Consider the following 22,242-nt stretch of genomic DNA (forward strand, 5'->3'; position numbering starts at 1 on the left):
ACTGACTGCCATGACCGCACTCCGCCCCGTCGACCTCGCCACCTGGCCCCGCCGTGAGCACTTCGCGCACTACCGCGACCGGGTGCCCTGCACGTGGGAGATGACCGTCGAGCTCGACGTCACGGACTTCGCCGAGACCGTCCGGCGCACCGAACGCCGCACGTACGCGTCGCAGATCTGGGCGATCGCCTCCGTGGTGAACCGCCACGAGGAGTTCCGGATGCAGCTCCTGGAGGACGGCTCCCCCGCCGTGTGGGACGTCGTGCACCCGATGTTCACGGTGTTCCACCCGGACACGGAGACCTTCTCGGTGCTGTTCGTCCCGTACGACGACGATCCGGCGCGGTTCCACGCGGCGGCCGTGTCTACGATGGAGCGCTACCGGGACGACCACCGGATGTTCCCGCAGCCGGACCGGCCCCGGAACGTGTTCGACGTGTCGACGCTGCCCGGGGCATCCTTCACCGGGTTCGCGCTGCACGTCAAGGAGGGGTTCGACCACCTGCTGCCGGTCTTCACGATCGGGCGCTACCGGTACGTCGAGGGGCGGACGATGATGCCGATCGCGGTGCAGGCCAACCACGCCGCGGTCGACGGGTTCCACGGCTCCCGCCTGTTCGCGGAGCTGCAGACGACGTTCGCCGAGGCCGGCTGGCTCCGCGACTGACGCCCGACGGCCGACGACGAGCACGCAGCAGCGCAGGCGCTCGCGCGGACGCGCCAACCGACCGGACCAGCAGTCGCTCAGGCCCGCTCGTCGATGCGCCGCGCTCCCGGCACCGGCGGCGCGGGGTCGTCGAGCGCCTCCGGGTCGTCCGCGCGGGCCCACTTGACGGTCCACCGCACGAGCGGCTGCACCGCGTCCCACGCCGCCACGACGTCGTCGAGGGGACTCGTCAGCGGCAGGTGCCGCAATGCCGCGTAGTGCTGCATCCGGAGCAGCTCGATCCTCGGGTGGTCCTTCGGCCACCCCCGCGGTGCGGTCTTCAGCGGCGGTCCCGCCAGTTCGAACCCGGCGTCGGTGAGCGCGTCGAGCTCCCGCTGCAGGGCCGCGGCGGCCTGCGGGTGCTCGTCGATCGCGGTCCGTGCGGCGTCGAGCTGCGCCCGTGACGGCGTGTAGAGCCCGCCGCCGACCTGCAGTCCGTCGACGCCGGCACTCAGGTAGACGCCGCCGGCGGTGAGGCCGGTGTCCTCCCGGTACGGGCGCTTGTCGGGGGTGAACCGGACGTCGCGGTGCTGCCGGAGCACCCGGCCGGGTCCGTAGCGTCGCTCGGCCTCGGCGAGCAGGGCCTCCATGGGTGCCTGGACGTCACGCTCCCACTCGTCGCGGTGCTCCTCGAACCAGGCCTTCTCGTTGTGCTCGGCGAGCCCGCGGAAGAACGTCGCGAGGGCGGGGCGGAAGGGGTGGTCGGTCATGCGGGCCAGCGAACCGTCGACCGCTGCGACCCGCCCGCGAGCCGCCGTCCCCCGATCGTGCACGGCGCGGGCAGCCGCCGCGAGCACGGTGGTGCGATGCACGACAACGAACTCACCGAACTCGCCGTCCGCCGAGCCCTCGAGAACGTCGAGGACGGCGGCAAGCCCTTCGCCTGCCTGATCGTCCGCGACGGCGAGGTGGTGGTGGAGGCCGTCAACCACGTCGCCCAGACCGGCGACCCGACCGCACACGCGGAGATCCGCGCGATCCGTCAGGCGGCCGGACAGGGCATCACCGACCTCACCGGCTACGAGGTCGTCGTCACCGCGTACCCCTGCCCGATGTGCCTCGGTGCGCTGTACTACGCCCAGCCGGACCGTGTCGTGTTCGCCGCGACGCGGGAGCAGGAGAGCGAGCACTACGAGGACGGCAACCGCCTGATGACCCTCGACACGTTCTACGACGAGTACGCGAAGCCCGCCGAGGAGCGCGCGCTGCGCGCGGAGCAGGGCGACGCCGCCGACCCGACCGCGCCGTTCCGGGCGTGGAGCGCCCGCCACGCGGGCTGACGGCCGACCACCTTTCGGGCGGGAGGCACGGTGCGGCGCCGCCCCGTGCCTCCCGTCCGCCCTGTGGTCACGCGCCCACGTTCCGTAGGCTGTCGGCATGCCGTCGTCGTCGACCTCGCAGCCCCAGACCAGGATCGGACTCGTGGGGGCGGGTGGCATCGCTGCCGCCCACCTGCCCGGGCTGCTCCGACTCGGTGACGTGGTCGTGCACTCGATCGACGGCGCCGAGGACCTCGTCGCCGCGCACCGGGACCGGGCGGCCGGGGCCGGCGCGGAACTGACGGTGGCGGCCTCGCTCGACGACCTGCTCGGCGTCGTCGACGTCGTCGACGTGGTGGTGCCGACACCTGCCCACGCCGAGGTGGTGCGGCGCGCGGTCGACGCGGGACGCCCCACCGTGTGCGAGAAGCCGCTGGCCCGCACCGACGCGGACGCCGACGAACTCGTGGCACGGGCGGCCGCCGCGGGCGTGCCCCTGTTCCCGGCGCACGTGGTCCGGTGGTTCCCGGCGTACGCGCGGTTGCGGGAGTCCGTCGAGGACGGGACGCTGGGCGAGCTCGCGGTGCTCCGGTTCTCGCGTGCCGGCGCCTACCCGACGCGGGTGCCGTGGTTCGCGGACCGCGCTGCCTCCGGCGGGATCGTGATGGACCAGATGATCCACGACCTCGACATCGCCCGCTGGGTGGCCGGTCCGGTCGTGCGGGTGTCGGCCGTGGACGTCCGCTCCGGCACGGCCGCCGAGCCGATCGAGGCCGCGCACGTGCTCCTGACCCACGCGTCGGGCGCGATCAGCCAGGTGTCCGGGCTCTGGGGTCCGCAGCACCTGGCGTTCTCGACCGAGTACAGCGTGACGGGCACCGGCGGCACGCTGTCGTGGTCGTCCCTCGACGAAGCCGACACCCGGACGGACCTCGCTCGCGCGGAGTCCGTCGACGGGTTCCTGCCGCCGGTCGACCCCGCCGACGACCCGTACGCGCTCGAGCTCGTCGACTTCTTCGCGGCGTTCTCGGGTGGTGCGGCGCCACGGGTGTCCGCGCTCGACGGCGCGGTCGCGGTGCACCTGGCGAACGCCGCCCTGGCCTCGCTCGCGTCCGGTCAGCCGGTGGAGGTGTCGCTGTGAGCGGGCAGCGGTTGCGGGTCGGGGTCCTGTCCTTCGCGCACACGCACGCGATCAGCTACCTGTCCGCCCTGTCGGCGATGCCGGACGTCGAGGTCCGCGGCACCGATCCGGACGGCGAGGTCGGCGCCGGTGTGGAGGCGGGGGCTCCCGCTCACCCAGCGAGCACCGCCGGTGCGGACGTCGGGTCGCTCCGCGGACGCGCACTCGCCGAGGCGCTCGGCGTCGGGTACGAGGAGTCCGTCGCGGACCTCCTCGCCTGGGGCCCCGACGCGGTCGTCGTCGCCTCCGAGAACGCTCGGCACCGCGAGCTCGTCGAGGCCGCGGCCACGGCCGGGGTGCACGTGCTCTGCGAGAAGCCGCTCGCGACGTCGTGGCAGGACGCGGTCGCGATCCGGAACGCGGTGGAGCGCGCCGAGGTGCTCCTCATGGTCGCCTACCCGGTGCGGTTCGCATCGGCGTTCCGGCGGCTGCTCGGCACCGCCGGGTCCGGCGCGCTGGGCGAGGTGGTGTCGGTGCGCGGCGCGAACAACGGCATGCTCCCGGCGACCCGCGACTGGTTCACCGATCCGGCGCTGAGCGGCGGCGGGGCGCTGGCGGACCACGTGGTGCACGTCGCCGACCTCGTCGATGCGCTGACGGGAGCGACGCCGGTGTCCGTGACGGCCGTGACGAACCGGGTCCTGCACGCCGACCGGGCGCGCGCCGAGACCGCGGGCCTCGTGACCGTGACGTACGACTCCGGGGCGGTCGTCGCGATCGACTGCTCGTGGAGCCGCCCCGACACCGCGCCGGCGTGGGGCGGCCTCACGCTCGACGTCGCGGGGACCGGGGGCACCGTGTCGATCGACTTCTTCGGGGCCGCCGCCCGTGGTCTGCGGGCCGCCGACGGTCGGCCGCTCGAGCTGCGCACCGGGGCGGACTTCGACACCGCCATGCTCGACCACTTCCTCGACGCGGTCCGCACAGGAGTCCGACCGCAGCCCGACGTCGGTGTCGGGATGCGCACGCTGTCCGTCGTGCTGGCGGCGCAGGAGTCGGTCCGCACCGGCCGGACCGTGCGGGTCGACGAGGTCACGGACGGCTGAGCGGAGTCGCACCCTTGCCGGGCGGGTGCGGTGCCAGGGTGGACGCATGACCTTCGAACAGCACGCCCGGTCGTTCGGCAGCGCCGTGGACGCCTACGAGCACGGTCGCCCCGGCTACCCGACCGAGGTGGCTGCCTGGCTCGTGCCCGAGGGGGCACGGCGGGTCGTCGATGTCGGGGCCGGGACCGGGAAGTTCACGCGGGTGCTCGCCGACGTCGTGGCCGGCACGGACGCCGACGTCGTCGCGGTCGAACCGGACGCTGCGATGCGGTCCCGGCTCGCCGAGGTCCTGCCGGACGTCCGCGCGCTCGACGGCAGCGGCGAGGCGATCCCGCTGCCGGACGGCTCCGCGGACCTGGTGACGTTCGCGCAGTCGTGGCACTGGGTGGACCGGGACGCCGGCGTGGCGGAGGTCGCGCGGGTGCTGCGGCCGGGCGGGGTGCTCGGTCTGGTGTGGAACGTCCGTGACGAGACCGACGACTGGTCGCGGCGTCTCGGCGACGTGATCACCCGGCCCGAGGCCCGGCGGATGTCGTACGACGACGACACCGTGCTCGGCGGCCCGTTCGTCGGCCGTGCGCACCGGGTCTTCGAGTGGGTGCACGAACAGGACCGGACGGCGTTCCTCGACATGGTCCTGTCGCGCAGCTACCTGATCGTGCTGCCCGACGACGAGCGGGCCGCACTCCGCCAGGAGGTCGTCGACCTGCTCGACTCCGACCCCGCGACCGCCGGCTCGGACCTCGTGCGGGTGCCGTACCGGACGCACGTGCACCGGTACGAGCGTCGTCCCTAGCCGCGTTCGACCGGCACGCTACGCTCGGACGGTGCGCGCCACCGTGCGGGACGTGGCAGCCCTCGCCGGGGTGTCACCGAAGACCGTCTCCAACGTCGTCAACGGCGGTGTGCCGGTGCGCCCGGAGACCCGCGCCCGCGTCGAACAGGCGGTCGCCGAGCTCGGCTACGTGCCGAACCTGTCCGCCCGCGGGCTGCGGAACGGCCGTTCGGGCGTGATCGCCCTGACCCTGCCGGAGATGCGGAACCCGTACGCCGCCGAACTGACGGAGTGGTTCGTCGAGCTCGCCCGCGACCACGGATGGGTGGTGCAGCTCGACCAGACCGGCAACGACCCGGAGCGGGAACAGGAGCTGGTGTCCCGGGCACGGGCGCACCTCGTGGACGGACTCGTGCTCAACCCGGTGACCTTGAGCGCGAGCGTGCTCGCCCGCACGGAGGGACTGCCGCCCACCGTGGTGATCGGCGAGGTCGAACCGGAGCACGTCGACCAGGTGCACGTCGACTCCCGGGCGGCCGCGGCCGAGGCGACGACGTGGCTCGTCGGCGCAGGACACCGGCGCATCGCGATCGTCGGGGCCGCGACCGAGACGTGGGTGACCGCCACGAGCGACCTCCGCGAGCGCGGCCACGCCGACGCCCTCGAACAGGCGGGACTCCCCCGCGACCCGGCGCTCCGGGTGCCGCTGCCGGACTGGTCGACCGCCACGGCCGCGCGCGGCTTCGACGCGTGGCTCGATCGCAACCCCCTGCCGGACGCGGTGTTCGCCTTCACCGACTCGATCGCGTTCGGCGTGCTGCACGTGCTCGCCGCACGCGGACTGCGGGTCCCGGAGGACGTCAGCGTGATGGGCTTCGACGACATCGGCCCGGCGGCGTTCGCGATCCCGGCGCTGACGACGGTGGCGTTCGACCGCAGGACCCTGGCGTCCGCGGCACTCCGGCTGCTGGCCCGGCGCATCGAGGACCGCTCGGCCCCGCCGGAGACGGTCGTGGTCCCGCACCGGATCGTCGAGCGCGCGAGCGTCGCCCCCCGCTGACGGCCGCTCGGTCCGCGACGGCGGCCGGTCGGGTGACCGCACCGGCTCCGGTGCTCACCGGCCGTCGGGAGGACCACGCGTACGATCCGCGGCATGACGAGCGACGACGCGACGATGCCGACCCTGGTGTCCACCGTGCTGCAGTCTCCGGAGCCGATCCGGCTCGCGCGCTTCTACGGAGCACTGACGGGCTGGACCGTGCACGAGGACGACCCCACGTGGGCCCGGGTCCGACCCGACCACGGCGCGGGGCTGTCGGTGCAGTACGACCCGGAATACGTCCAGCCCGTGTGGCCCAGCGAACACGGCGCCCAGAACATGCAGCTCCACATCGACTTCCAGGTCGAGGACCTGCCCGGCGCCGTCGCGCGGGCGGTCGACCTCGGTGCCCGCGAAGCGGCGTTCCAACCACAGGATGACGTCCGCGTACTGCTCGACCCCGACGGGCACCCGTTCTGCCTGTTCCTGCCCGGGGCCTGACGCCGGGAAGGAGCGCGGACCGACCGGACGCCCACGGAGGCCCGTCGGCCGGTGACCGGCCTGGGCACCGTCAGTCGGTCGCGGCGAGGACGGCGTCGCGCGCCCGCGGGTCGCCGAGGATCCGGAAGTGCCCGCCGATCGGCAGCCGCACGTTCGTCGCGCCCGCGAGCTCACTGCCCTCCGGGATGAGCGTGTCGAAGACCCCGTACACCGAGGTGATCCGCGCGTTGACCTCGAGCTCCCGCCCCATCGCCGCGAGCACCGGGTCCGCCGCGCGGAACACCCGCAGGTGCGGCACGGGCGCCAGCCGCGCGAGCGACGACCCGCCGAACGGGGTGGACACGGCCACCATGCGGTCGATCCGGTGCTCGGGGTCGAGGGACGCCATCGCGTACTTGCCGATCAGGCCGCCCTTGCTGTGCGCCACGATCAGCACGTCGCGCAGGTCGTGCTCTTCCAGGTACCGGACGAGCTCCGCAGCGGAGGCAGGGACCGGCCGGAGGTTGTGCCGGAGGACGGGCAGCACGTGCACAGGGTGGCCGCGATCGTGCAGCGCGTCCATCAGCGGGCGCATGAAGTGCCAGGTCTCGTACACGCCGGGGACCACGACCACGGGCGGCCGGTCCCCGTCGAGGTAGTCGTCCGCCGTGGTCGGGCCGAGGCTCCGCACCTGCCACCGCACGGCGTAGCACCAGTCGCGGACGGCCCACGCCGTCCGCCTGCGCAGCCCGACGGGAGGCACGGATCGCCGCCCGCGGGCAGGGTGCGTCGTCGGGGTGGCCGGCTCGGTCATCGGTGGTCCTCGGGGGCGACGAGACGCTCCAGTGCGTCGACCCGTCGGAACTCGGCGACGAGGTCCGCGAAGGCGACCGGTCGGTGCTCCTGCACGTGGTGCGCCCCGGGCAGTTCCACGATCGCCCCGCGTCGCGCCCGGGCGGCGACCCGCGCAGCCCAGTCCCGCCGGGCGATCGGGTCGCGGTCACCGCGGACGACGAGCACCGGCACGTCGAGGGCGGCGACGCGGTCCAGCAGCGGGTGGCGGAGCATCGGCCGGAGCTCGCGGACGTACTGCCGGACGCTGCGGAAGTAGTCGGTGAGGACGACGGCGTTCATGCGCGGGGTCTCGACGAGGCAGTCCCGCCCGAGGTCGACCGCCTGGTGGAACAGGGTGCGACGGCGATCGTCCACGACGGGTCCGACCAGGACGACCGACGACACGGCATCGGGGTGTCGGAGGGCCGCCTCGACCGCGACCTGCGTGCCCATCGACTGCCCGACGACGACGAGTTCCCCGGCACCACGCGACCGGACGGCCCGCACGACGACGTCGGCGAGCTCCGCGGGGTCGAGCCGACGCCCGGCAGCGGGCAGCCCGCCGAAGCCGGGGAGGTCGACGGCGACGGTCCGGTGCGTCCGCGCGAGGACGGCCTGCGCGCGGGCGAAGGAACGGTGGGACATGCCGATGCCGTGCACGAGCACGACGGTCGGCACGAGCGCGTCGTGCAGGCGTCCTGCCGGGGCCAGGGTGCGGAGCCGCACGGTCAGCCCGTCCACCGGCACCGTCTCGACCTTCGCACGCACGACGACGACGGTACGCGCGCGTCCACAGTGCTGCGTCAGCGTCGTCATCAGCCACTCATAGCCGAACGGTGTGCACTCGTCGCCATGGACGACACCATCCCCACGACCCCGTCGGCTCCGACCCACCACACCCAGACGCAGGCCGCGACCCGGACGCAGACCCAGACGAACGAGCGTCGGTACCCGTCCGCCCCGGACGGCTGGGGAGCCGCACCGGCCGCGGCACCGCACGGCTGGGACGCCGCCCCGACCCCGACCGCGACCCGGGCGCCCGGCGGCGACCCGTACGCCGCCGAGTGGGACACCGCCCAGCAGACCCCGACGCCCTGGTACGGCCGGACGGACGCTCCCGGCTCGACCAAGCCGCGACCGCCGTGGTTCTGGCCGGTCGTGGCGGCGGCCGTCGGCGTGGCCGCGCTCCTCGCCGGCGGAGGCATCGGCTTCGCGATCGGCCACGCGATCGGCGGACAGACGCAGAGCACGTCGCAGTTCCCGGGCCGCGGCACGAACGGCTTCCCCGGGTACGGCGGCGGGACGGGCCAGTTCCCCGGCAGCACGCAGGGCGGCACCGGCACCGGCACCCAGGGCGGCACCGGCACCGGCACGCAGGGCGGCACCGGCACTGGCAGCTGACCAACCCGCGGCACTACGCTTCGCGCATGCGGAAGGTCACCTCAGGGCTCTTCACCTCGGTCGACGGCGTGGTCGACGAACCCTACAAGTTCCAGCACGACAGCTTCGACGAGGAGCTCGGTGCGGGCATGACGGCGTTCATGTCCCGGACCGACACCGTCCTGCTCGGTCGGAACAGCTACCTCGAGTGGGCGGAGTGGTGGCCCGCCCACGCCGACGACCCCTTCGGCCGGTGGATCAACCCGATGCCGAAGTTCGTCGCCTCCACCACGCTGGGCTACGACCTGGCGTGGGAGAACAGCACACACATCCCGGGCGACCTCGACGACTTCGTCCGCGACCTCAAGGAGCAGGACGGCGGCGACATCGCCGTCACCGGGAGCATCTCGGTCGTCCGGCACCTGCTGTTCGCCGGCCTCCTCGACGAGCTGCAGCTCATGATCCACCCGGCGATCGCCGGCCCCGGTCGTCGGCTCTTCGAGCCGACGGACCCGCCCACGCGCCTGACGCTCGTCGACAGCACCGTGACGAGCAAGGGGAACGTCCTGAACACCTACGCGCGGCGCGACGCCTGACGGGGCCGACCCGCGCCTCCCGGCCGTGACGGTCATCGGAGGCGGCTGAGCGCGCGTACCCTCGGAGGCGACCATCCGCCGTCCGAGGAAACAGGGAGCACATGCCGCAGGACACCCGCCCACACGTCGTCATCGTCGGTGGAGGCTTCGCCGGCATCGCGGCCATGCGGGAGCTCGCGGACGCCGACGTCCGGGTCACGCTCGTCGACCGCCACGTCTACAACATGTTCCAGCCGCTCATGTACCAGGTGGCGACCGGTGGCCTGAACGCCGGAGACGTGACCTACTTCCTGCGGAGCCTCCGGGCGAAGCAGTCGAACGCGGACTTCCGGCACGGGCTCCTCACCGGCATCCGGACCGACGAGCGCATCGCGGAGATGAGCGACGGGGAGCACCTGCACTACGACTGGCTCGTCCTCGCGAACGGCGTCAACACGAGCTACTTCGGGACGCCCGGCGCGTACGAGTACGCGTACTCGATGTACTCCCGGTCCCAGGCGCTCCGCATCCGCGACGAGCTGTTCACCCGGCTCGAGGAAGCGGCGGCGAACCAGGGTCCGGACGAGATCAAGATCGTGATCGTCGGCGGTGGGGCGACCGGCGTCGAGATGGCCGGTGCGCTCGCCGAGCTCCGCGACCAGGCGCTCGTCGGCGCCTACCCCGAGATCGAGCGCGGCAACATCTCGATCACGCTCGTGCACCGCAGCGGGGAGCTCCTCAAGCCGTTCGCCCCGCGCCTGCGCCGGTACGCCGCGAAGGTCCTGCGGAAGCGCGGTGTCGTGCTGCGGCTGAACACCGGGGTCGCCGAGGTGCGCCCGGACGGGGTCGTCACCGAGTCGGGCGAGGTGATCCCGGCGTCGCAGGTGATCTGGGCGACCGGCGTCGCGGCGCACAAGGAGGTCTCGGGCTGGGGTATGCCGCAGACCCACGGTGGGCGCATCCAGGTGAACGACGACCTCAGCGTGAAGGGCGTCGAGCGGGTGTTCTCGGCCGGCGACATCGCGGCGCAGGACGACGCCCTCGCCCAGCTCGCCCAGCCGGCGCTGCAGGGTGGTCGGCACGTGGCGAAGCAGATCAAGCGCCTGCTCGAGGGCAAGCCGACCGAGCACTTCAAGTACTTCGACAAGGGCACGATGGCGACGATCGGCACGAACGCCGCGGTCGCGCAGCTCCGTGGCGGTGTGACGATGGTCGGCCCGGTGGCGTGGGCGGCCTGGGTCGCGGTGCACATCGCCTCGCTGCTCGGCAACGGCAACCGGCTGTCGACGCTGTCGCACTTCTTCGTCCGGTACCTGTGGTTCATGCGGAAGCGGGCGATCCCGATCGTCGGCGACGTGCGACCCGTGCGACCGAACGGCGACCGCGAGCCCGAGCCCTGGCAGATGCAGAAGGCCGAGTAGCGCAGCGCGCCGCCGGCGGGGCGGTTCCCGTGCTCCCCGTCCGCGACGAAACACGCGTCGGTCGACAGGCGCACCGTCGTTCCATGCACCCGCACAGGATGTGCGCGCATGGACCGACCTCACGCGCGTCGTTCGACGCGCGGATCGTCGAACGCACGCATCGCGCCGGACTGGAGGCACGGTGCGGGCTGGCACCGTGCCTCCCGTCCGGCGGTGAAGCGGTCGAGCGCGCTACGCGCCGCGCACGGGGAAGTACGCGCCGCCCGCGATGTCCTCGAGGAGTCCGACGCCCGTCGGCTCCCACCCGAGCAGCTCGCGGGTCGCCTCCGAGGTCGCCGACATGTCCATCGCGAAGAAGCGGCCGATGAACCCGAAGTGCTCCTCGGCGTCGGCGGGGTCGATCGAGGTCACCGGGAGGCCGAGGCCGGCGCCGATAGCCTCGGCGATGTCGCGGCTGGGGATGCCCGTCTCGGCGACCGCGTGCAACCGCGACCCGGCGGGCGCCTGCTCGAGCCCGAGCCGGACCATGCGCGCGGCGTCGGTCACGTGCACGGCGGCCCAGCGGTTGCTGCCGTCGCCGACGTAGCCGGACACGCCCGTGCGCTGGGCCGCGGCGACGATCGCGGCGATGAAGCCGTGGTCGCCGGTGCCGTGGGTGGTCGGGCTGAAGCGGGCGGCGATCGTCCGGACGCCCTGGTCGACGAAGTCGAAGCCGCGGTTCTCGCTGCCACCGCGCATGCTGTCCGGGCCGGTGAACGGGCTCGGGTCACGCTCCGTCGCGGGTCGGCCGTCGGCGAGCGCGGCGATCCCGGAGGCCACGACCAGCGGACGGTCGGAGCCGACCAGCGCGGACGCGAGGGTCTCGACCGCGGCACGCTCGGTCGCGTTGGTCGACACCGGGTCCGCCCAGTCGTGCTTGTTCGCGAGGTGGAGGACGCCCTCGGCACCGGAGGCACCACGGTGCAGGGCGTCGAGGTCGTCGAGGTCGCCACGGATCACGGTGACGCCCTTCGCGGCGAGGGCGTCGGCGGAGGCGTCCGAGCGAGCGAGGCCGGTGACGCTGTGACCGGCGGCGAGGAGGTCGTCGACGGTGTGGGAGCCGATCCATCCGGAGGCCCCGGTGACGAACACGTGCATGAGTTCTTCCCTTCGCAGGTGTCCGTGGCGGTGATGTCACGAACTGACATCACCCTAGCACTCGATGTCAGTAACTGTCATCACTAGGATGGCTGCATGGTCCGATGGCAACCCGGCACCCGCGAACGCCTGCAGGCGACCGCCATGCAGCTCTTCGCGGACCAGGGCTACGACGCCACCACCGTGGCCGAGATCGCCCGCGCCGCCGAGGTGACCGAACGGACCTTCTTCCGGCACTTCGCCGACAAGCGCGAGGTCCTGTTCGCCGGCCAGGCGGACTTCCTCGGCGTGTTCACCCACGGGATCGACGAGGCACCGGCCGACGCCCCCGCGTTCGAGCTCGTCCGGCGCGCGCTCGGAAGCGCGGGCACCTACTTCGACGAGGAACGACGGCCGTTCTCCCGGGCCCGCCAAGCCGTCATCGACGGGGAGTCGGCACTGCAGGAACGCGAGCTCGGCAAGCTCCAGACCCTGAAGATCCACCTGGGTGCGCTGCTCCGCGACCGCGCCGTCCCGGAACCCACGGCGACGATCGCCGCCGAGACCGCTGTCACCGTCTTCCACCTGTCGTTCCAGCAGTGGATCGCGCCGGACGAGGACCGCTCCTTCGCCGAGGTCGTCGCCGAGCGCCTGGCCGCCCTCACGGACCTGGTGCACCCCGGACACTGAGGCTCCTCCTACCTCGCGCGGGCATCCTGGGTCGATCAGGTCACGTTCCGGTAACGGACCGTGCAGCAGGGAACCGATCTCGCAGGAGGCGACCGTGGCGACCACCACGCTCTCGCCGGAGCGGACAACACCGACCTCCGCCCCGGCCGACACCGACGGCAGGCGCACGCGCACCACGCCCCCGCCGCCGCTGACGAACCGCGCGCCGGCACTCGACGGGCTGCGCACGATCGCGATCCTCGCCGTGATCCTGTACCACCTGCACGTGCCGCAGTTCGAGGGCGGCTTCATCGGCGTCACGGTGTTCTTCGTGCTGTCCGGGTTCCTCATCACGACGCTGCTCCTCGGCGAACGCCGGAAGACCGGCCGCATCCGCCTCGGCGCGTTCTGGGGCAAGCGGGTCCTGCGCCTCTACCCCGCGCTCATCGCGTTCGTCCTCGTCGGACTGGCGCTCTGGAACTGGGTCGGCGACTACAAGGGCGCCACGTTCTCGCCCGGTGAGGCCGCGTTCATCGCGCTGAGCTACACGGGCAACCTCTTCCGCTCGTTCTGGGACACCACGCAGGGCGTGTTCGCGCACACGTGGAGCCTGTCGATGGAGGAGCAGTTCTACCTGGTCTGGCCGCCCGTCCTGGTCCTGCTGTTCCTCGTCCGGTCGCGTCGGCGGTGGCTGCTCGCCGGACTGGGCGCCCTGATCGTCGCGGCGTCGACGGTGTCGTTCCTCGTCTACGAGAAGCCGAACGGCGGAGCGACCCCGGACGTCTACTTCTCCCCCGTGCTCGGCGTCGTCCCGCTCGCCACCGGCTGCCTGCTCGCACTGCTGCTCGACGACGCCCGGGTCCGGCGTGTGGTCGCAGGGCTCGCCGGGCACGTCGCGACGTGGGTCGGCCTGGCGTTGCTCGTCGGGATCCAGCTCTGGATCGACGGCGACTGGACCCAGCACGCGTCGACGTTCGGTGTGGTCCTGCCGGCGACCGGTCTCGTGTCGGCCGTCCTGATCGGCGGGCTCGTCTCGGTCCGGAGCCCGGTGTCCGCCGCGCTCGCGTGGACGCCGGTGTCGTGGTTCGGCCGTCGGGTGTCGTACTCCGCCTACCTGTGGCACCCGCTCGTCATCGCGCTGCTCAGCACGTTCGCCATCGGGGCATGGGGGAAGGTCTGGCTCGTCGGGGTCGCACTGCTCGTGGCCGTCGGGGCTGCCTACGCGGTGGAGGTCCCGGTCGAGAAGGCACGGAAGCGCGTGCGCGAGGCGAAGCGCCTCGTCGCCGCGGACCGCTCCGCGCGCGAGCACGCGACGACGTAGCCCGCGCACCGGGAACACGCACCGACGAAACACGCCTGTTCCGACGCGGCGCGCGTCGATCGACGCGCGCCGCGTCGGAACAGGCGTGTTTCCCGGACCCCCGGCCGGCCGGACGCCTGGACCCGGAGGAGCCGATCAGCCGGCGGTGGCCGGTTGCGCGACCATCCGCCGCCGCAGCACCCCGGAGGCGAGTGCGATGCCGAGCAGCACGACGATCCCGCCCACCGGCTCGTTCCACCGCAGCGGCTCCCCGAGCACGAGGACCCCGAGCGCGACCCCGACGACCGGCGTCAGGTAGGTCACCGTCGACGCCCGCCCCGCTCCCCACGCGCCGACCAATCGGGTGTTCCAGGCGTAGGCCAACCCCGTGCCGACCGCCCCGAGCGCGACCATCGCGGCCACGATCCTCCAGTCCAGCCGAACCGGACCGGTCGCGATGACTGGCGCGACCAGCAGCATGAGGACCGCCGCCAGCGAGAGCTGCACCGTCGCCACGGTCGTCGGGTCCTGCCCGCTGCCGACGCCGAACCGGCGGAGCCACGCGAGCCCGATGCCGTACGACGCGGTCATGCCGAGCAACGTCACCTGGCCGGGGACCGTCGCGAGCACCGCCGGGTCGCCGACGAGGTCCCACGGCCCGACGAGCACGAGGACGCCGACGATCCCGAGCACGATGCCGCCGAGTTGCCGACGGCTGAGGCGTTCGGACGGCACGAGGACCGCGAGCGCCAGGAGCGTCATGATCGGCGTCGTGGCGTTGTAGATGCTGGCGAGGCCGGACGGCACGGTCTGCTCCGCCCACGCCATGAGCGACGACGGCAGGGCGTTGAGGAACACGGCGACGACGAGCAGGTGCCCCCACACCCGCGGCTCCCGCGGCCAGCGCCGACGGGTCACGAGCAGCACGACGACGAGTGTCAGCGCCCCGAGCACGGTGCGCACCGTGGCGACCTGCTGGGGCGCGAGTCCCTCGAGGCCGATCTTGGCGAAGAAGAAGCTCGATCCCCAGGTGAGGGCGACGAGGACGTAGAGGAGGGCGTTCACGAGGGCTAGCATCGAGCACCACCGCACATGTGTCGAACGCATGTGCCTCATGCCGACATGAGGAGGACGCATGGCTGTCTCGATCCCGCAGCTCCGCGCGTTCACGGCCACCGTCGACGCGGGATCCTTCACGGGCGCCGCCGCTGTGCTCGGCATCGGCCAGTCCGCCGTGTCCCATGCCGTCGCGGGGCTCGAGCGCGAGGTCGGCGGTGCCGTCGTGCACCGCGGCGGCTCCGCCACCGCGACGCCGCTCGGCGAACGCCTGCTCGCACACGCCCGCAGCGTGGTCGCCTCCATCGACGCCCTGGAGGCCGTGGTCCGGCCCGCCACGACGCGCGGCACCGTCCGGCTCGCGGCCGTGCCGACGGTGTGCCAGGGTCTCGTCCCGCGGCTCCGCGAGCTCTGGGCCGTGGTGCTGCCCGACGTCGAGGTGCAGGTATACGAGGGCGACGACGAGGAGATGCCCGAGTGGCTCGAGGCCGGCACCGTGGACGCAGCGGTCCTCGTCGACCCGTCCCCCGTGCCGTCCGGCGCGGTGGTCGTCGCGCGGGACGAGATGGCCGCCGTCGTGCGCCGGGACCACCCGCTCGCGGACCAGCCGACGCTCACGCTCGACGACCTGCACGAGGACGGCCTCGTCGCGGGCGGCGGCGGGTGCGAGGTGCAGATCCAGCGCCTGCACGAGCTCGACGGGCAGCCGTTCCGGTGGGCCCACCGTGTGCGGGAGATGAGCACGATGTTCGGGATGATCCAGCGGGGCGAGGGCGTCTCGATCGTCCCGACGCTCGGACGGGGCATGCTGCCCGACGACCTCGTGATGCTGCCGCTCGAGCGACGACTGACCCGGACGCTCGTGCTCAGCGGGCCGGCGTCCCGGCCGTGGCATCCGCTCGCGCAGGCGCTCGTCGACGCCCTGGGTCCGGTCCCGCTGTGACGCCCCGTGCCCTCGGTCGGCAGGATGGACCGATGGCCGAGACGTACGTGAAGACCTTCACCGACCCCGACGAGGCGACCGCCGAGGCCGCTGGGCTGGAGTGGCTCGCCGAGGCCGAGGACGCCGGCGGCACGCGGATCGCCCGGGTCCTGGCGCACCCGGAGCCGCGGGTGCTGCACCTCGAGCAGATCAGCGACGGAGCGCCGACCTCCGACCAGGCCGAGCGCTTCGGCCGGTCGCTCGCCCACACGCACGCGGCCGGCGCTCCGCACTGGGGTGCTCCCTCGCCGGGCTTCCCGCAGCCGGGGTCGCTCCGGATGGGGCGGTCGCGCACGGCGTTCGTGTCCGCCGCGGAGGCACCCGACACGTGGGGCGAGTTCTTCGCCGAGTACCGGATCCGCGACTACGTGCACCGGATCGTCGACCAGGGCGGGTTCGACGGGTCCGAGGCCGCGGTGTTCGAGCGGGTGGCCGAGCGACTCGAGGACGGGGAGTTCGGGTCGCCGCAGCCCGCGCTCGTCGGGGACGGGCCCGCCCGGTTGCACGGAGACCTCTGGGCCGGGAACGTCCTCTGGCCGACGCCGGGCCAGCCCGTGGACGGCACGACCCCGACCGGTGCGGTGCTCATCGACGCGAACCCGCACGGCGGGCACGCCGAGACCGACCTGGCGCTCCTCGGGCTGTTCGGGCTCCCCCGCCTCGAGACCGTGCTCGCCGCGTACGACGAGGAGTCTCGGCTCGCCGACGGCTGGCAGGACCGCTTCGAGCTGCACCAGCTCGCGCCGCTGCTGCTGCACGTGTTCCTGTTCGGCGGGTCGTACCGGCAGGCGGCGCTCCGGGCGGCACGGCGCTACGCCTGACCCGGCGCCGAGCCCGGCGTGGCGCGAGCGGGTCTTAGGGAGCGCCAAGGTCATCCATCGAACGGTTCGGGGAACGCCCGGGAACCTCATCGTCATGACCACGTTCCCGACCCCCGTGACCGATCGTCGCGACCGCGCGCACCCCGGCGGCAGCACCGCCGCGCGGGGCCGGCGTCGCCCGCCCCTCGCTCGCCTGTTCCTCGGCGAGCGCGAGGACGCCCGCTGGCTCCGGCCCGCGTTCTGGGCGCTCCTCGCCCTGACCGCCGTCGTGTACCTCTGGGACCTCAGCATCTCCGGGTACGCCAACAGCTTCTACGCCGCAGCCGTGCAGGCCGGCACGAAGTCCTGGGAGGCGTTCTTCTTCGGTTCCCTCGACTCGTCGAACTTCATCACGGTCGACAAGCCACCGGCGTCCCTCTGGGTGATGGTGCTGTCAGCGCGGCTGTTCGGCTTCTCGTCGTTCAGCCTGCTGCTGCCCCAGGCACTCATGGCGGTCGGCTCGGTCGCGCTCGTGTGGGGCACCGTCCGCCGCACCCTCGCCCGGCTCGGCGCGACGACCGCGAACGTCGGGGCCCTGCTCGCCGGGTTCGTCGTCGCGGCGACCCCTGCGGCGGCGCTCATGTTCCGGTTCGACAACCCGGACGCGCTCCTCGTGCTGCTCATGACCGCGGGCGCGTACTGCACCGTGCGGGCACTCCCCCGTGGCAGCTGGAAGTGGATCGCCCTCGCCGGGGTGGCCCTCGGCTTCGCGTTCCTGACGAAGATGCTGCAGGGACTCCTCGTCCTGCCGGCGTTCGGCCTCGTGTACCTCTTCGCCGCCCGGACGAGCTGGGGCCGACGTGCGATCGGCCTCGGCATCGCGGCGGTGTCCCTCGTCGTGTCGGCCGGCTGGTGGGTCGTCGCGGTGTGGTTGTGGCCCGCCGACTCCCGCCCGTACATCGGCGGCTCGACGAACAACACCGTGCTCGACCTGGTGTTCGGCTACAACGGCCTCGGTCGGATCTTCGGCGGCGACGGCAACGCCGGTGGCGGCATGGGCGGCACCGCGGGTTCGTCGTTCGGCGGCGCGACCGGCCTGGACCGCCTGTTCTCGTCCGAGATGGGCCTCGAGATCTCGTGGCTCCTGCCCGCGGCGCTCCTCGCGCTCGTCCTCGGCCTCGTGGTCGTCGGTCGACGGCACCTCGGCGACCCGGTCCGCGTCGGCCTCGTGCTCTGGGGCGGCTGGCTCGTCGTCACCGGACTCGTCTTCTCGTTCATGTCCGGCACGATCCACCCGTACTACACGGTCGCCCTCGCCCCCGCGATCGCAGGCCTGGTCGGCACCGGCGGCGCGCTCCTCTGGAGCGTCCGCGAGCGGGTCATCGGCCGCCTCGGCCTCGCCGGGATGATCGGCATCACCGCGTACTGGGGCTTCTGCCTGCTGAACGAGAACCCGACCTGGCTGCCCTGGCTCCGCTGGGTGGTGCTCGTCGGCGGGCTCCTGTCCACCGCCGCGGTCCTCGTCGGCAGCGTCCCGACACTCCGCAAGCTCGTCACGGTCGGCGTCCTGGCCGGCACGCTCTTCGGACTCACCGGCACGACGGCCTACGCCCTCGCCACCACGACCGTCGCGCACTCCGGGTCGATCCCGAGCGTCGGTCCGTCGGGCAGTGGCTCCGGCGGGATGGGCGGCACGGGCGGCGGTCAGCCGGGAGGCACGGGAGGCCCCGGCGGATCGGCCTCCGGGACCGACAGCGACAGCTCCGACAGCAGCACCGACGGCACCCAGCAGGGTCCCGGCGGCACGCCGCCGGGCGGCACCTCCGGCGAGGCGCCGGAGGGCACGACCGGCGAGGCACCGTCGATGCCGGACGGCACGTCCGGCAGCCAGGGCAGCACGGGTACCCAGCAGGGATCCGGCGACGCGACGTCCGACGGCGAGTCGGGGACGAGCCTCCAGGCCGGAGGCGGCGGCATGGGCGGTGGCGGCGCGTCGACGTCGTCGGCCCTGAAGAAGCTGCTGCAGTCCACGGACACGACCTGGGCCGCCGCGGTCAACGGTTCCCAGTCGGCCGCGCAGCTCGAGCTCGACACCGACACCGCCGTCATGGCGATCGGCGGCTGGTCGAGCGACCCGGCGCCCACGCTCGCCGAGTTCAAGGCGTACGTCGCCGAGGGCAAGATCGCGTACTACATCTCCTCCGGCTCCGGCGGCGGGATGGGCGGCGGCAGCTCCACGGCCTCGGCCATCCAGGAATGGGTCGCGGCGAACTACAGCAGCACCACGGTCGGCGGCTCCACGGTCTACGACCTGAGCAGCCAGAAGTGATGCACGACGAGGGCGCGGATAGGCTCGCCGACATGGCCGGCACCCCGCTGCAGCGCACCGACGGCTCCCCCGTCCGCGCCCTCGTCGTCGACGACGAGCACGCGCTCGCCGACGCCGTCGCCCTCGCGTTCGAGGGCGACGGCTGGGCCGTGCGCGCGGTGCACCGGGGGCGGGACGTGCTCTTCGCGGCTCGGGAGTTCCAGCCCGACGTCATCGTCCTCGACGTCATGCTGCCGGACATCGACGGATTCGAGGTGCTCGAACGGCTCCGCGACGCCCGGGACGACGTCCGCGTGTTGTTCCTCACCGCACGCGACGCCCCCGAGGACCGGCTCGCCGGACTCACCGGCGGCGGCGACGACTACCTGACGAAGCCGTTCGGGATCGCGGAACTGCTCGTCCGAGCGCGCATCCTCGCCCGTACCTCGGCCCGGGTGGCGGCGTCCGGAGCGGCCGGGCTCGTGGTCGGCGACCTGCACCTCGACGAGGACGCCCGCTCCGTGCTCCGGGGCGGTGCGCCGCTGGACCTGACCCCGACGGAGTACGAGCTCCTCCGCTACCTCGCCCGGAACGCCAACCGGGTGCTCTCGCGGGAGCACATCCTGGCGAACGTGTGGGGGATGGACTTCGGGTCGTCGTCGAACCTCGTCGACATGTACGTGTCGTACCTGCGGAAGAAGCTCGACGCAGGACGTGAGCCGATGTTGCAGACCGTCCGCGGGGCCGGGTACGTGCTCCGCCCGACGACGTGAGCCGGTCCGGCGCGACTCGGTCGGGGTCGGGGCGGGTGCCGTCGCTCCGGTGGCGGATCGTGGGGGCCGTCGCGCTCCTGCTCGTCGTGACGAACGTCGTGGTCGGGGCGGTGACGGTCGTGGCGTTCCGGGAGTACCTCGTCGGTCGGTTGGACGCGGAGCTGTCGAGTGCGGCGAATCGGACGGTCGGTGGGGCGGAGGGGGCGCCGGACGGGCCGCCGCCGGGGTCCGGGTCGTCGTCCGGGTCGGGGTCGTCGTCCGGGTCCGGGTCGTCGTCCGGGTCCGGGTCGGCGTCCGGGTCCGGGTCGTCGTCCGGGTCGTCCCGACCCGATCCCGAGCACCAGTTCATCGGCGCCCCCGGCCAGTCGGCCGGCACCGTCGTGGCCATCTACCGGTCCGGCACGGCCACCCTCGCCGGGTACACCGACGCCGAGGGACAGCAGCACGCCCTGACCACGGCGCAGGAGCGCACCCTGTCCGCGGTCGCGAGCGACGGTGATCCCGTCACGGTCCGGCTCGGCGCACTCGGGTCGTACCGGGCGCAGGCGATCGGCCGCGACGGCGACGTCTTCGTCACGGCGGTGCCGCTCGGCTCCCTCGACTCCACGGTCGTCCGGCTCGCCGCGGTCTTCGGCGGGGTGACTTTGCTCGGCCTGCTCGTCGCCGCGTGGGCGCTCACCCTGCTCGTCCGGCGGGCGCTCCGACCGCTCGACCACGTCGCACGGGTCGCCTCGGACGTCACCGCCCTCGACCTCGAACGCGGCGACACCGAGATCACCGGCCGGGTGGGAGCCGCAGACCTGACGGCGAACCGCGAGGTCGGACAGGTCGGCACCGCCCTGAACCGGCTGCTCGGGCACGTGGGACGTGCCCTGACGGTCCGGCGCCAGGCCGAGTCGGGCATGCGCACGTTCGTCGCCGACGCCTCGCACGAACTCCGCACCCCGATCGCCACGGTGCGGGCGTACGCGGAGCTCTCCGCCACGTCCGACGACCTCGACGCCGTGCACGCCAACGTCCGGCGCATCGCCACCGAGGCCGTCCGGATGGGCGACCTCGTCGAGGAGCTCCTGCTGCTCGCCCGGCTGGACGCCGGAGCCCTGTCCGCCGCACAGGACGTTCCGGTCCGCGAGCCGGTGGACCTCACCGCGCTCGTCGTCGAGACCACGATGGACGCCAGGACCACCGCGCCCGGCCACCGCTGGACCCTGCAGGTCGCGGACGACCACCCCGTCTCCGTGACCGGCGATCCCGTCCAGCTCCGTCGGGCCGTGCGCAACCTCCTGACGAACGCGGCGACGCACACGCCGGACGGCACCGCGGTCGTCGTGTCGTTGCAGCGGCTGCCCGGAGCGACGGAGCCCACCGTCCGCTTCGTCGTCGCCAACGACGGACCTCCGATCGACCCCGAGGTCCTGCCGACGCTGTTCGACCGGTTCACCCGTGGGTCGGCGTCGCGGTCGCGCGAGCAGGGCACGAGCGGGCTCGGTCTCGCGATCGTCCGGGCCGTGGTGGCGGCGCACGGCGGCGCGGTCCGGGTGGCGTCCGGCCCCGGGCGGACGGCGTTCACCGTCGACCTGCCGGCGGCCGACTGACAGACGGACGGACGGACGGCGTGCGCGCTCGCAACGGTGTGCGTACCCTGACGTCAGACGATCGGGGGCGACGATGCCGAGGGACTACACCCACCTGCCCGGTGCTCCTCGTGCCGAGGACCTCGTCGTCGAGGTCCCCGCGTTCGAGGACGACCGGCCGCAGCCGGAGCCCGAGCCGCCGGCGGCCGCGCCCGAGCTCGTCGCCGCCACGCGCTTCGCGCAGACGTCCCACGAGGCGCCGACGATCCGACGGACGCAGATCCGCGCGGGCCTCTGGATCGCGGGTGTGCCGATCGTGGCGCTCGTGGTGGTCGCGGTGGTGCAGATCATCTTCGCTGATATGTAGAGTTGTACGCCGTGGGGCAACGGCGATGAACAAGGATGCACGGACCCGCCTCCGCGCGTTCGTCGACGAATCGAAGGCGAAGGACTCCCTGCTCGTCTCCGTGGCGCTCGAGGTCAGCGCCGTGCAGGATGCCCGAGATGCAGTCCGGTCCCTGATCCTGCCCGGCCAGAGCCGACTGCACATGCGGAAGGAGAGCGACCGACGACGGCGCTCGATCGTGAATGCCCTGGCGGTGCCGACGATCTCGACGACGGTCATCCGTGCCCCGAAGGACGGTCGCACTGACCGCGAGCGCAGATCCGCCTGCATCGACGCCCTCGTCCGGGCTGCGGTGTCCGACGGGATCGATCGGATCTGCTTCGAGATCGACGAGACCCAGCAACGTCAGGATCGACAACGCATCGTCGAGACGCTGCACCGTTTGCGCCCCCTGACAGTGGAACACCGTCACGAGCGGGCGTCGAACGAACCGTTGCTCGCACTGCCTGACGCGGTCGGATGGGCCTGGGCCAAGGGCGGCGACCGGCGTCGGAGGTGCGGACCGGTCCGCGTCACCGAAGTGTGAAGCACCCGCCCAGCGAAACCGCTCTCGACGTCGCGCA

The 22,242-nt window shown here is 73.2% G+C and carries 24 protein-coding genes; 19 read left to right on the top strand and 5 right to left on the bottom strand.

Features of this window, described 5'->3' with window-relative positions:
• Positions 1-10 precede the first annotated feature (10 nt).
• On the top strand, positions 11-667 hold the full coding sequence (locus Csp2054_RS05640; RefSeq protein ID WP_096898332.1) for a CatA-like O-acetyltransferase: 657 nt from the start codon (positions 11-13) through the stop codon (positions 665-667).
• 77 nt (positions 668-744) lie between these two features.
• Here Csp2054_RS05640 and Csp2054_RS05645 read toward each other — a convergent pair whose 3' ends face one another.
• The gene (locus Csp2054_RS05645) at positions 745-1,416 is read right to left on the bottom strand and encodes a DUF2461 domain-containing protein (protein ID WP_141399151.1); all 672 of its coding nucleotides are present in this window, start codon (positions 1,414-1,416) and stop codon (positions 745-747) included.
• Between the two features lie 96 nt (positions 1,417-1,512).
• Between Csp2054_RS05645 and Csp2054_RS05650 the strand changes: the two genes are divergently transcribed.
• The 6 genes from Csp2054_RS05650 to Csp2054_RS05675 all read left to right on the top strand — a co-directional run bounded on the left by Csp2054_RS05650 (position 1,513) and on the right by Csp2054_RS05675 (position 6,506).
• Positions 1,513-1,986, top strand: coding sequence for a nucleoside deaminase (locus Csp2054_RS05650; RefSeq protein ID WP_096898478.1), 474 nt, complete (start codon positions 1,513-1,515; stop codon positions 1,984-1,986).
• A 97-nt stretch (positions 1,987-2,083) separates the two neighbouring features.
• On the top strand, positions 2,084-3,106 hold the full coding sequence (locus Csp2054_RS05655) for a Gfo/Idh/MocA family protein (RefSeq protein ID WP_096898334.1): 1,023 nt from the start codon (positions 2,084-2,086) through the stop codon (positions 3,104-3,106).
• Positions 3,103-4,191, top strand: coding sequence for a Gfo/Idh/MocA family protein (locus Csp2054_RS05660; RefSeq protein WP_255252628.1), 1,089 nt, complete (start codon positions 3,103-3,105; stop codon positions 4,189-4,191). The genes Csp2054_RS05655 and Csp2054_RS05660 overlap by 4 nt, the downstream gene beginning before the upstream one ends.
• 46 nt (positions 4,192-4,237) lie before the next feature.
• Positions 4,238-4,987: a class I SAM-dependent methyltransferase gene (locus tag Csp2054_RS05665; RefSeq protein ID WP_096898335.1), complete on the top strand. Its 750-nt coding sequence runs from the start codon at positions 4,238-4,240 to the stop codon at positions 4,985-4,987.
• A gap of 31 nt (positions 4,988-5,018) precedes the next feature.
• Complete coding sequence (locus tag Csp2054_RS05670; protein ID WP_096898336.1) at positions 5,019-6,026, top strand: LacI family DNA-binding transcriptional regulator; 1,008 nt, start codon at positions 5,019-5,021, stop codon at positions 6,024-6,026.
• Between the two features lie 93 nt (positions 6,027-6,119).
• Positions 6,120-6,506 (top strand): VOC family protein, encoded by a 387-nt coding sequence (locus Csp2054_RS05675; protein WP_255252629.1) that lies wholly within the window; start codon positions 6,120-6,122, stop codon positions 6,504-6,506.
• Positions 6,507-6,576: 70 nt separating this feature from the next.
• On the opposite strand, the gene Csp2054_RS05680 is transcribed toward Csp2054_RS05675, so the two are convergent.
• A complete protein-coding gene (locus Csp2054_RS05680) occupies positions 6,577-7,299 on the bottom strand; it encodes an esterase/lipase family protein (protein ID WP_255252630.1) in 723 nt (240 codons plus the stop codon).
• Complete coding sequence (locus Csp2054_RS05685; RefSeq protein ID WP_176491577.1) at positions 7,296-8,087, bottom strand: alpha/beta fold hydrolase; 792 nt, start codon at positions 8,085-8,087, stop codon at positions 7,296-7,298. The genes Csp2054_RS05680 and Csp2054_RS05685 overlap by 4 nt, the downstream gene beginning before the upstream one ends.
• Positions 8,088-8,171: 84 nt before the next feature.
• On the opposite strand from Csp2054_RS05685, the gene Csp2054_RS05690 reads away from it, so the two are divergent.
• From Csp2054_RS05690 to Csp2054_RS05700, 3 genes are all read left to right on the top strand, one after another.
• Complete coding sequence (locus tag Csp2054_RS05690) at positions 8,172-8,720, top strand: hypothetical protein (protein ID WP_096898338.1); 549 nt, start codon at positions 8,172-8,174, stop codon at positions 8,718-8,720.
• 26 nt (positions 8,721-8,746) lie between these two features.
• Positions 8,747-9,295, top strand: a complete 549-nt coding sequence (locus tag Csp2054_RS05695) for a dihydrofolate reductase family protein (RefSeq protein ID WP_096898339.1) — start codon at positions 8,747-8,749, stop codon at positions 9,293-9,295.
• Positions 9,296-9,396: 101 nt separating this feature from the next.
• Positions 9,397-10,695 carry an NAD(P)/FAD-dependent oxidoreductase gene (locus tag Csp2054_RS05700; protein WP_096898340.1) on the top strand — a complete coding sequence of 433 codons (1,299 nt, stop codon included), beginning with the start codon at positions 9,397-9,399 and terminating at the stop codon, positions 10,693-10,695.
• 231 nt (positions 10,696-10,926) lie between these two features.
• On the opposite strand, the gene Csp2054_RS05705 is transcribed toward Csp2054_RS05700, so the two are convergent.
• Entirely contained in the window at positions 10,927-11,832 is a 906-nt protein-coding gene (locus Csp2054_RS05705; protein WP_096898341.1) for an SDR family oxidoreductase, read from the bottom strand.
• Positions 11,833-11,928: 96 nt separating this feature from the next.
• Here Csp2054_RS05705 and Csp2054_RS05710 point away from each other — a divergent pair, with 96 nt between their 5' ends.
• Positions 11,929-12,501, top strand: coding sequence for a TetR/AcrR family transcriptional regulator (locus Csp2054_RS05710; protein ID WP_096898342.1), 573 nt, complete (start codon positions 11,929-11,931; stop codon positions 12,499-12,501).
• A gap of 94 nt (positions 12,502-12,595) precedes the next feature.
• Entirely contained in the window at positions 12,596-13,801 is a 1,206-nt protein-coding gene (locus Csp2054_RS05715; RefSeq protein ID WP_176491578.1) for an acyltransferase family protein, read from the top strand.
• A 135-nt stretch (positions 13,802-13,936) separates the two neighbouring features.
• Here Csp2054_RS05715 and Csp2054_RS05720 read toward each other — a convergent pair whose 3' ends face one another.
• The gene (locus Csp2054_RS05720) at positions 13,937-14,845 is read right to left on the bottom strand and encodes a DMT family transporter (protein WP_096898344.1); all 909 of its coding nucleotides are present in this window, start codon (positions 14,843-14,845) and stop codon (positions 13,937-13,939) included.
• A gap of 70 nt (positions 14,846-14,915) precedes the next feature.
• Here Csp2054_RS05720 and Csp2054_RS05725 point away from each other — a divergent pair, with 70 nt between their 5' ends.
• From Csp2054_RS05725 to Csp2054_RS05755, 7 genes are all read left to right on the top strand, one after another.
• A complete protein-coding gene (locus tag Csp2054_RS05725; RefSeq protein WP_096898345.1) occupies positions 14,916-15,779 on the top strand; it encodes a LysR family transcriptional regulator in 864 nt (287 codons plus the stop codon).
• 32 nt (positions 15,780-15,811) lie between these two features.
• On the top strand, positions 15,812-16,639 hold the full coding sequence (locus Csp2054_RS05730) for a fructosamine kinase family protein (protein ID WP_096898346.1): 828 nt from the start codon (positions 15,812-15,814) through the stop codon (positions 16,637-16,639).
• A 94-nt stretch (positions 16,640-16,733) separates the two neighbouring features.
• Entirely contained in the window at positions 16,734-18,947 is a 2,214-nt protein-coding gene (locus Csp2054_RS05735) for an ArnT family glycosyltransferase (protein ID WP_096898347.1), read from the top strand.
• 32 nt (positions 18,948-18,979) lie between these two features.
• Complete coding sequence (locus Csp2054_RS05740) at positions 18,980-19,699, top strand: response regulator transcription factor (protein ID WP_096898348.1); 720 nt, start codon at positions 18,980-18,982, stop codon at positions 19,697-19,699.
• A gap of 59 nt (positions 19,700-19,758) precedes the next feature.
• On the top strand, positions 19,759-21,294 hold the full coding sequence (locus Csp2054_RS18650) for a sensor histidine kinase (protein ID WP_141399152.1): 1,536 nt from the start codon (positions 19,759-19,761) through the stop codon (positions 21,292-21,294).
• Positions 21,295-21,367: 73 nt separating this feature from the next.
• Entirely contained in the window at positions 21,368-21,640 is a 273-nt protein-coding gene (locus tag Csp2054_RS05750) for a hypothetical protein (protein ID WP_096898350.1), read from the top strand.
• Positions 21,641-21,740: 100 nt separating this feature from the next.
• Positions 21,741-22,205 carry a hypothetical protein gene (locus tag Csp2054_RS05755; RefSeq protein ID WP_141399153.1) on the top strand — a complete coding sequence of 155 codons (465 nt, stop codon included), beginning with the start codon at positions 21,741-21,743 and terminating at the stop codon, positions 22,203-22,205.
• Positions 22,206-22,242: the final 37 nt, after the last annotated feature.

It is taken from the genome of Curtobacterium sp. 'Ferrero' (assembly GCF_002412165.1).
GTDB lineage: Bacteria > Actinomycetota > Actinomycetes > Actinomycetales > Microbacteriaceae > Curtobacterium.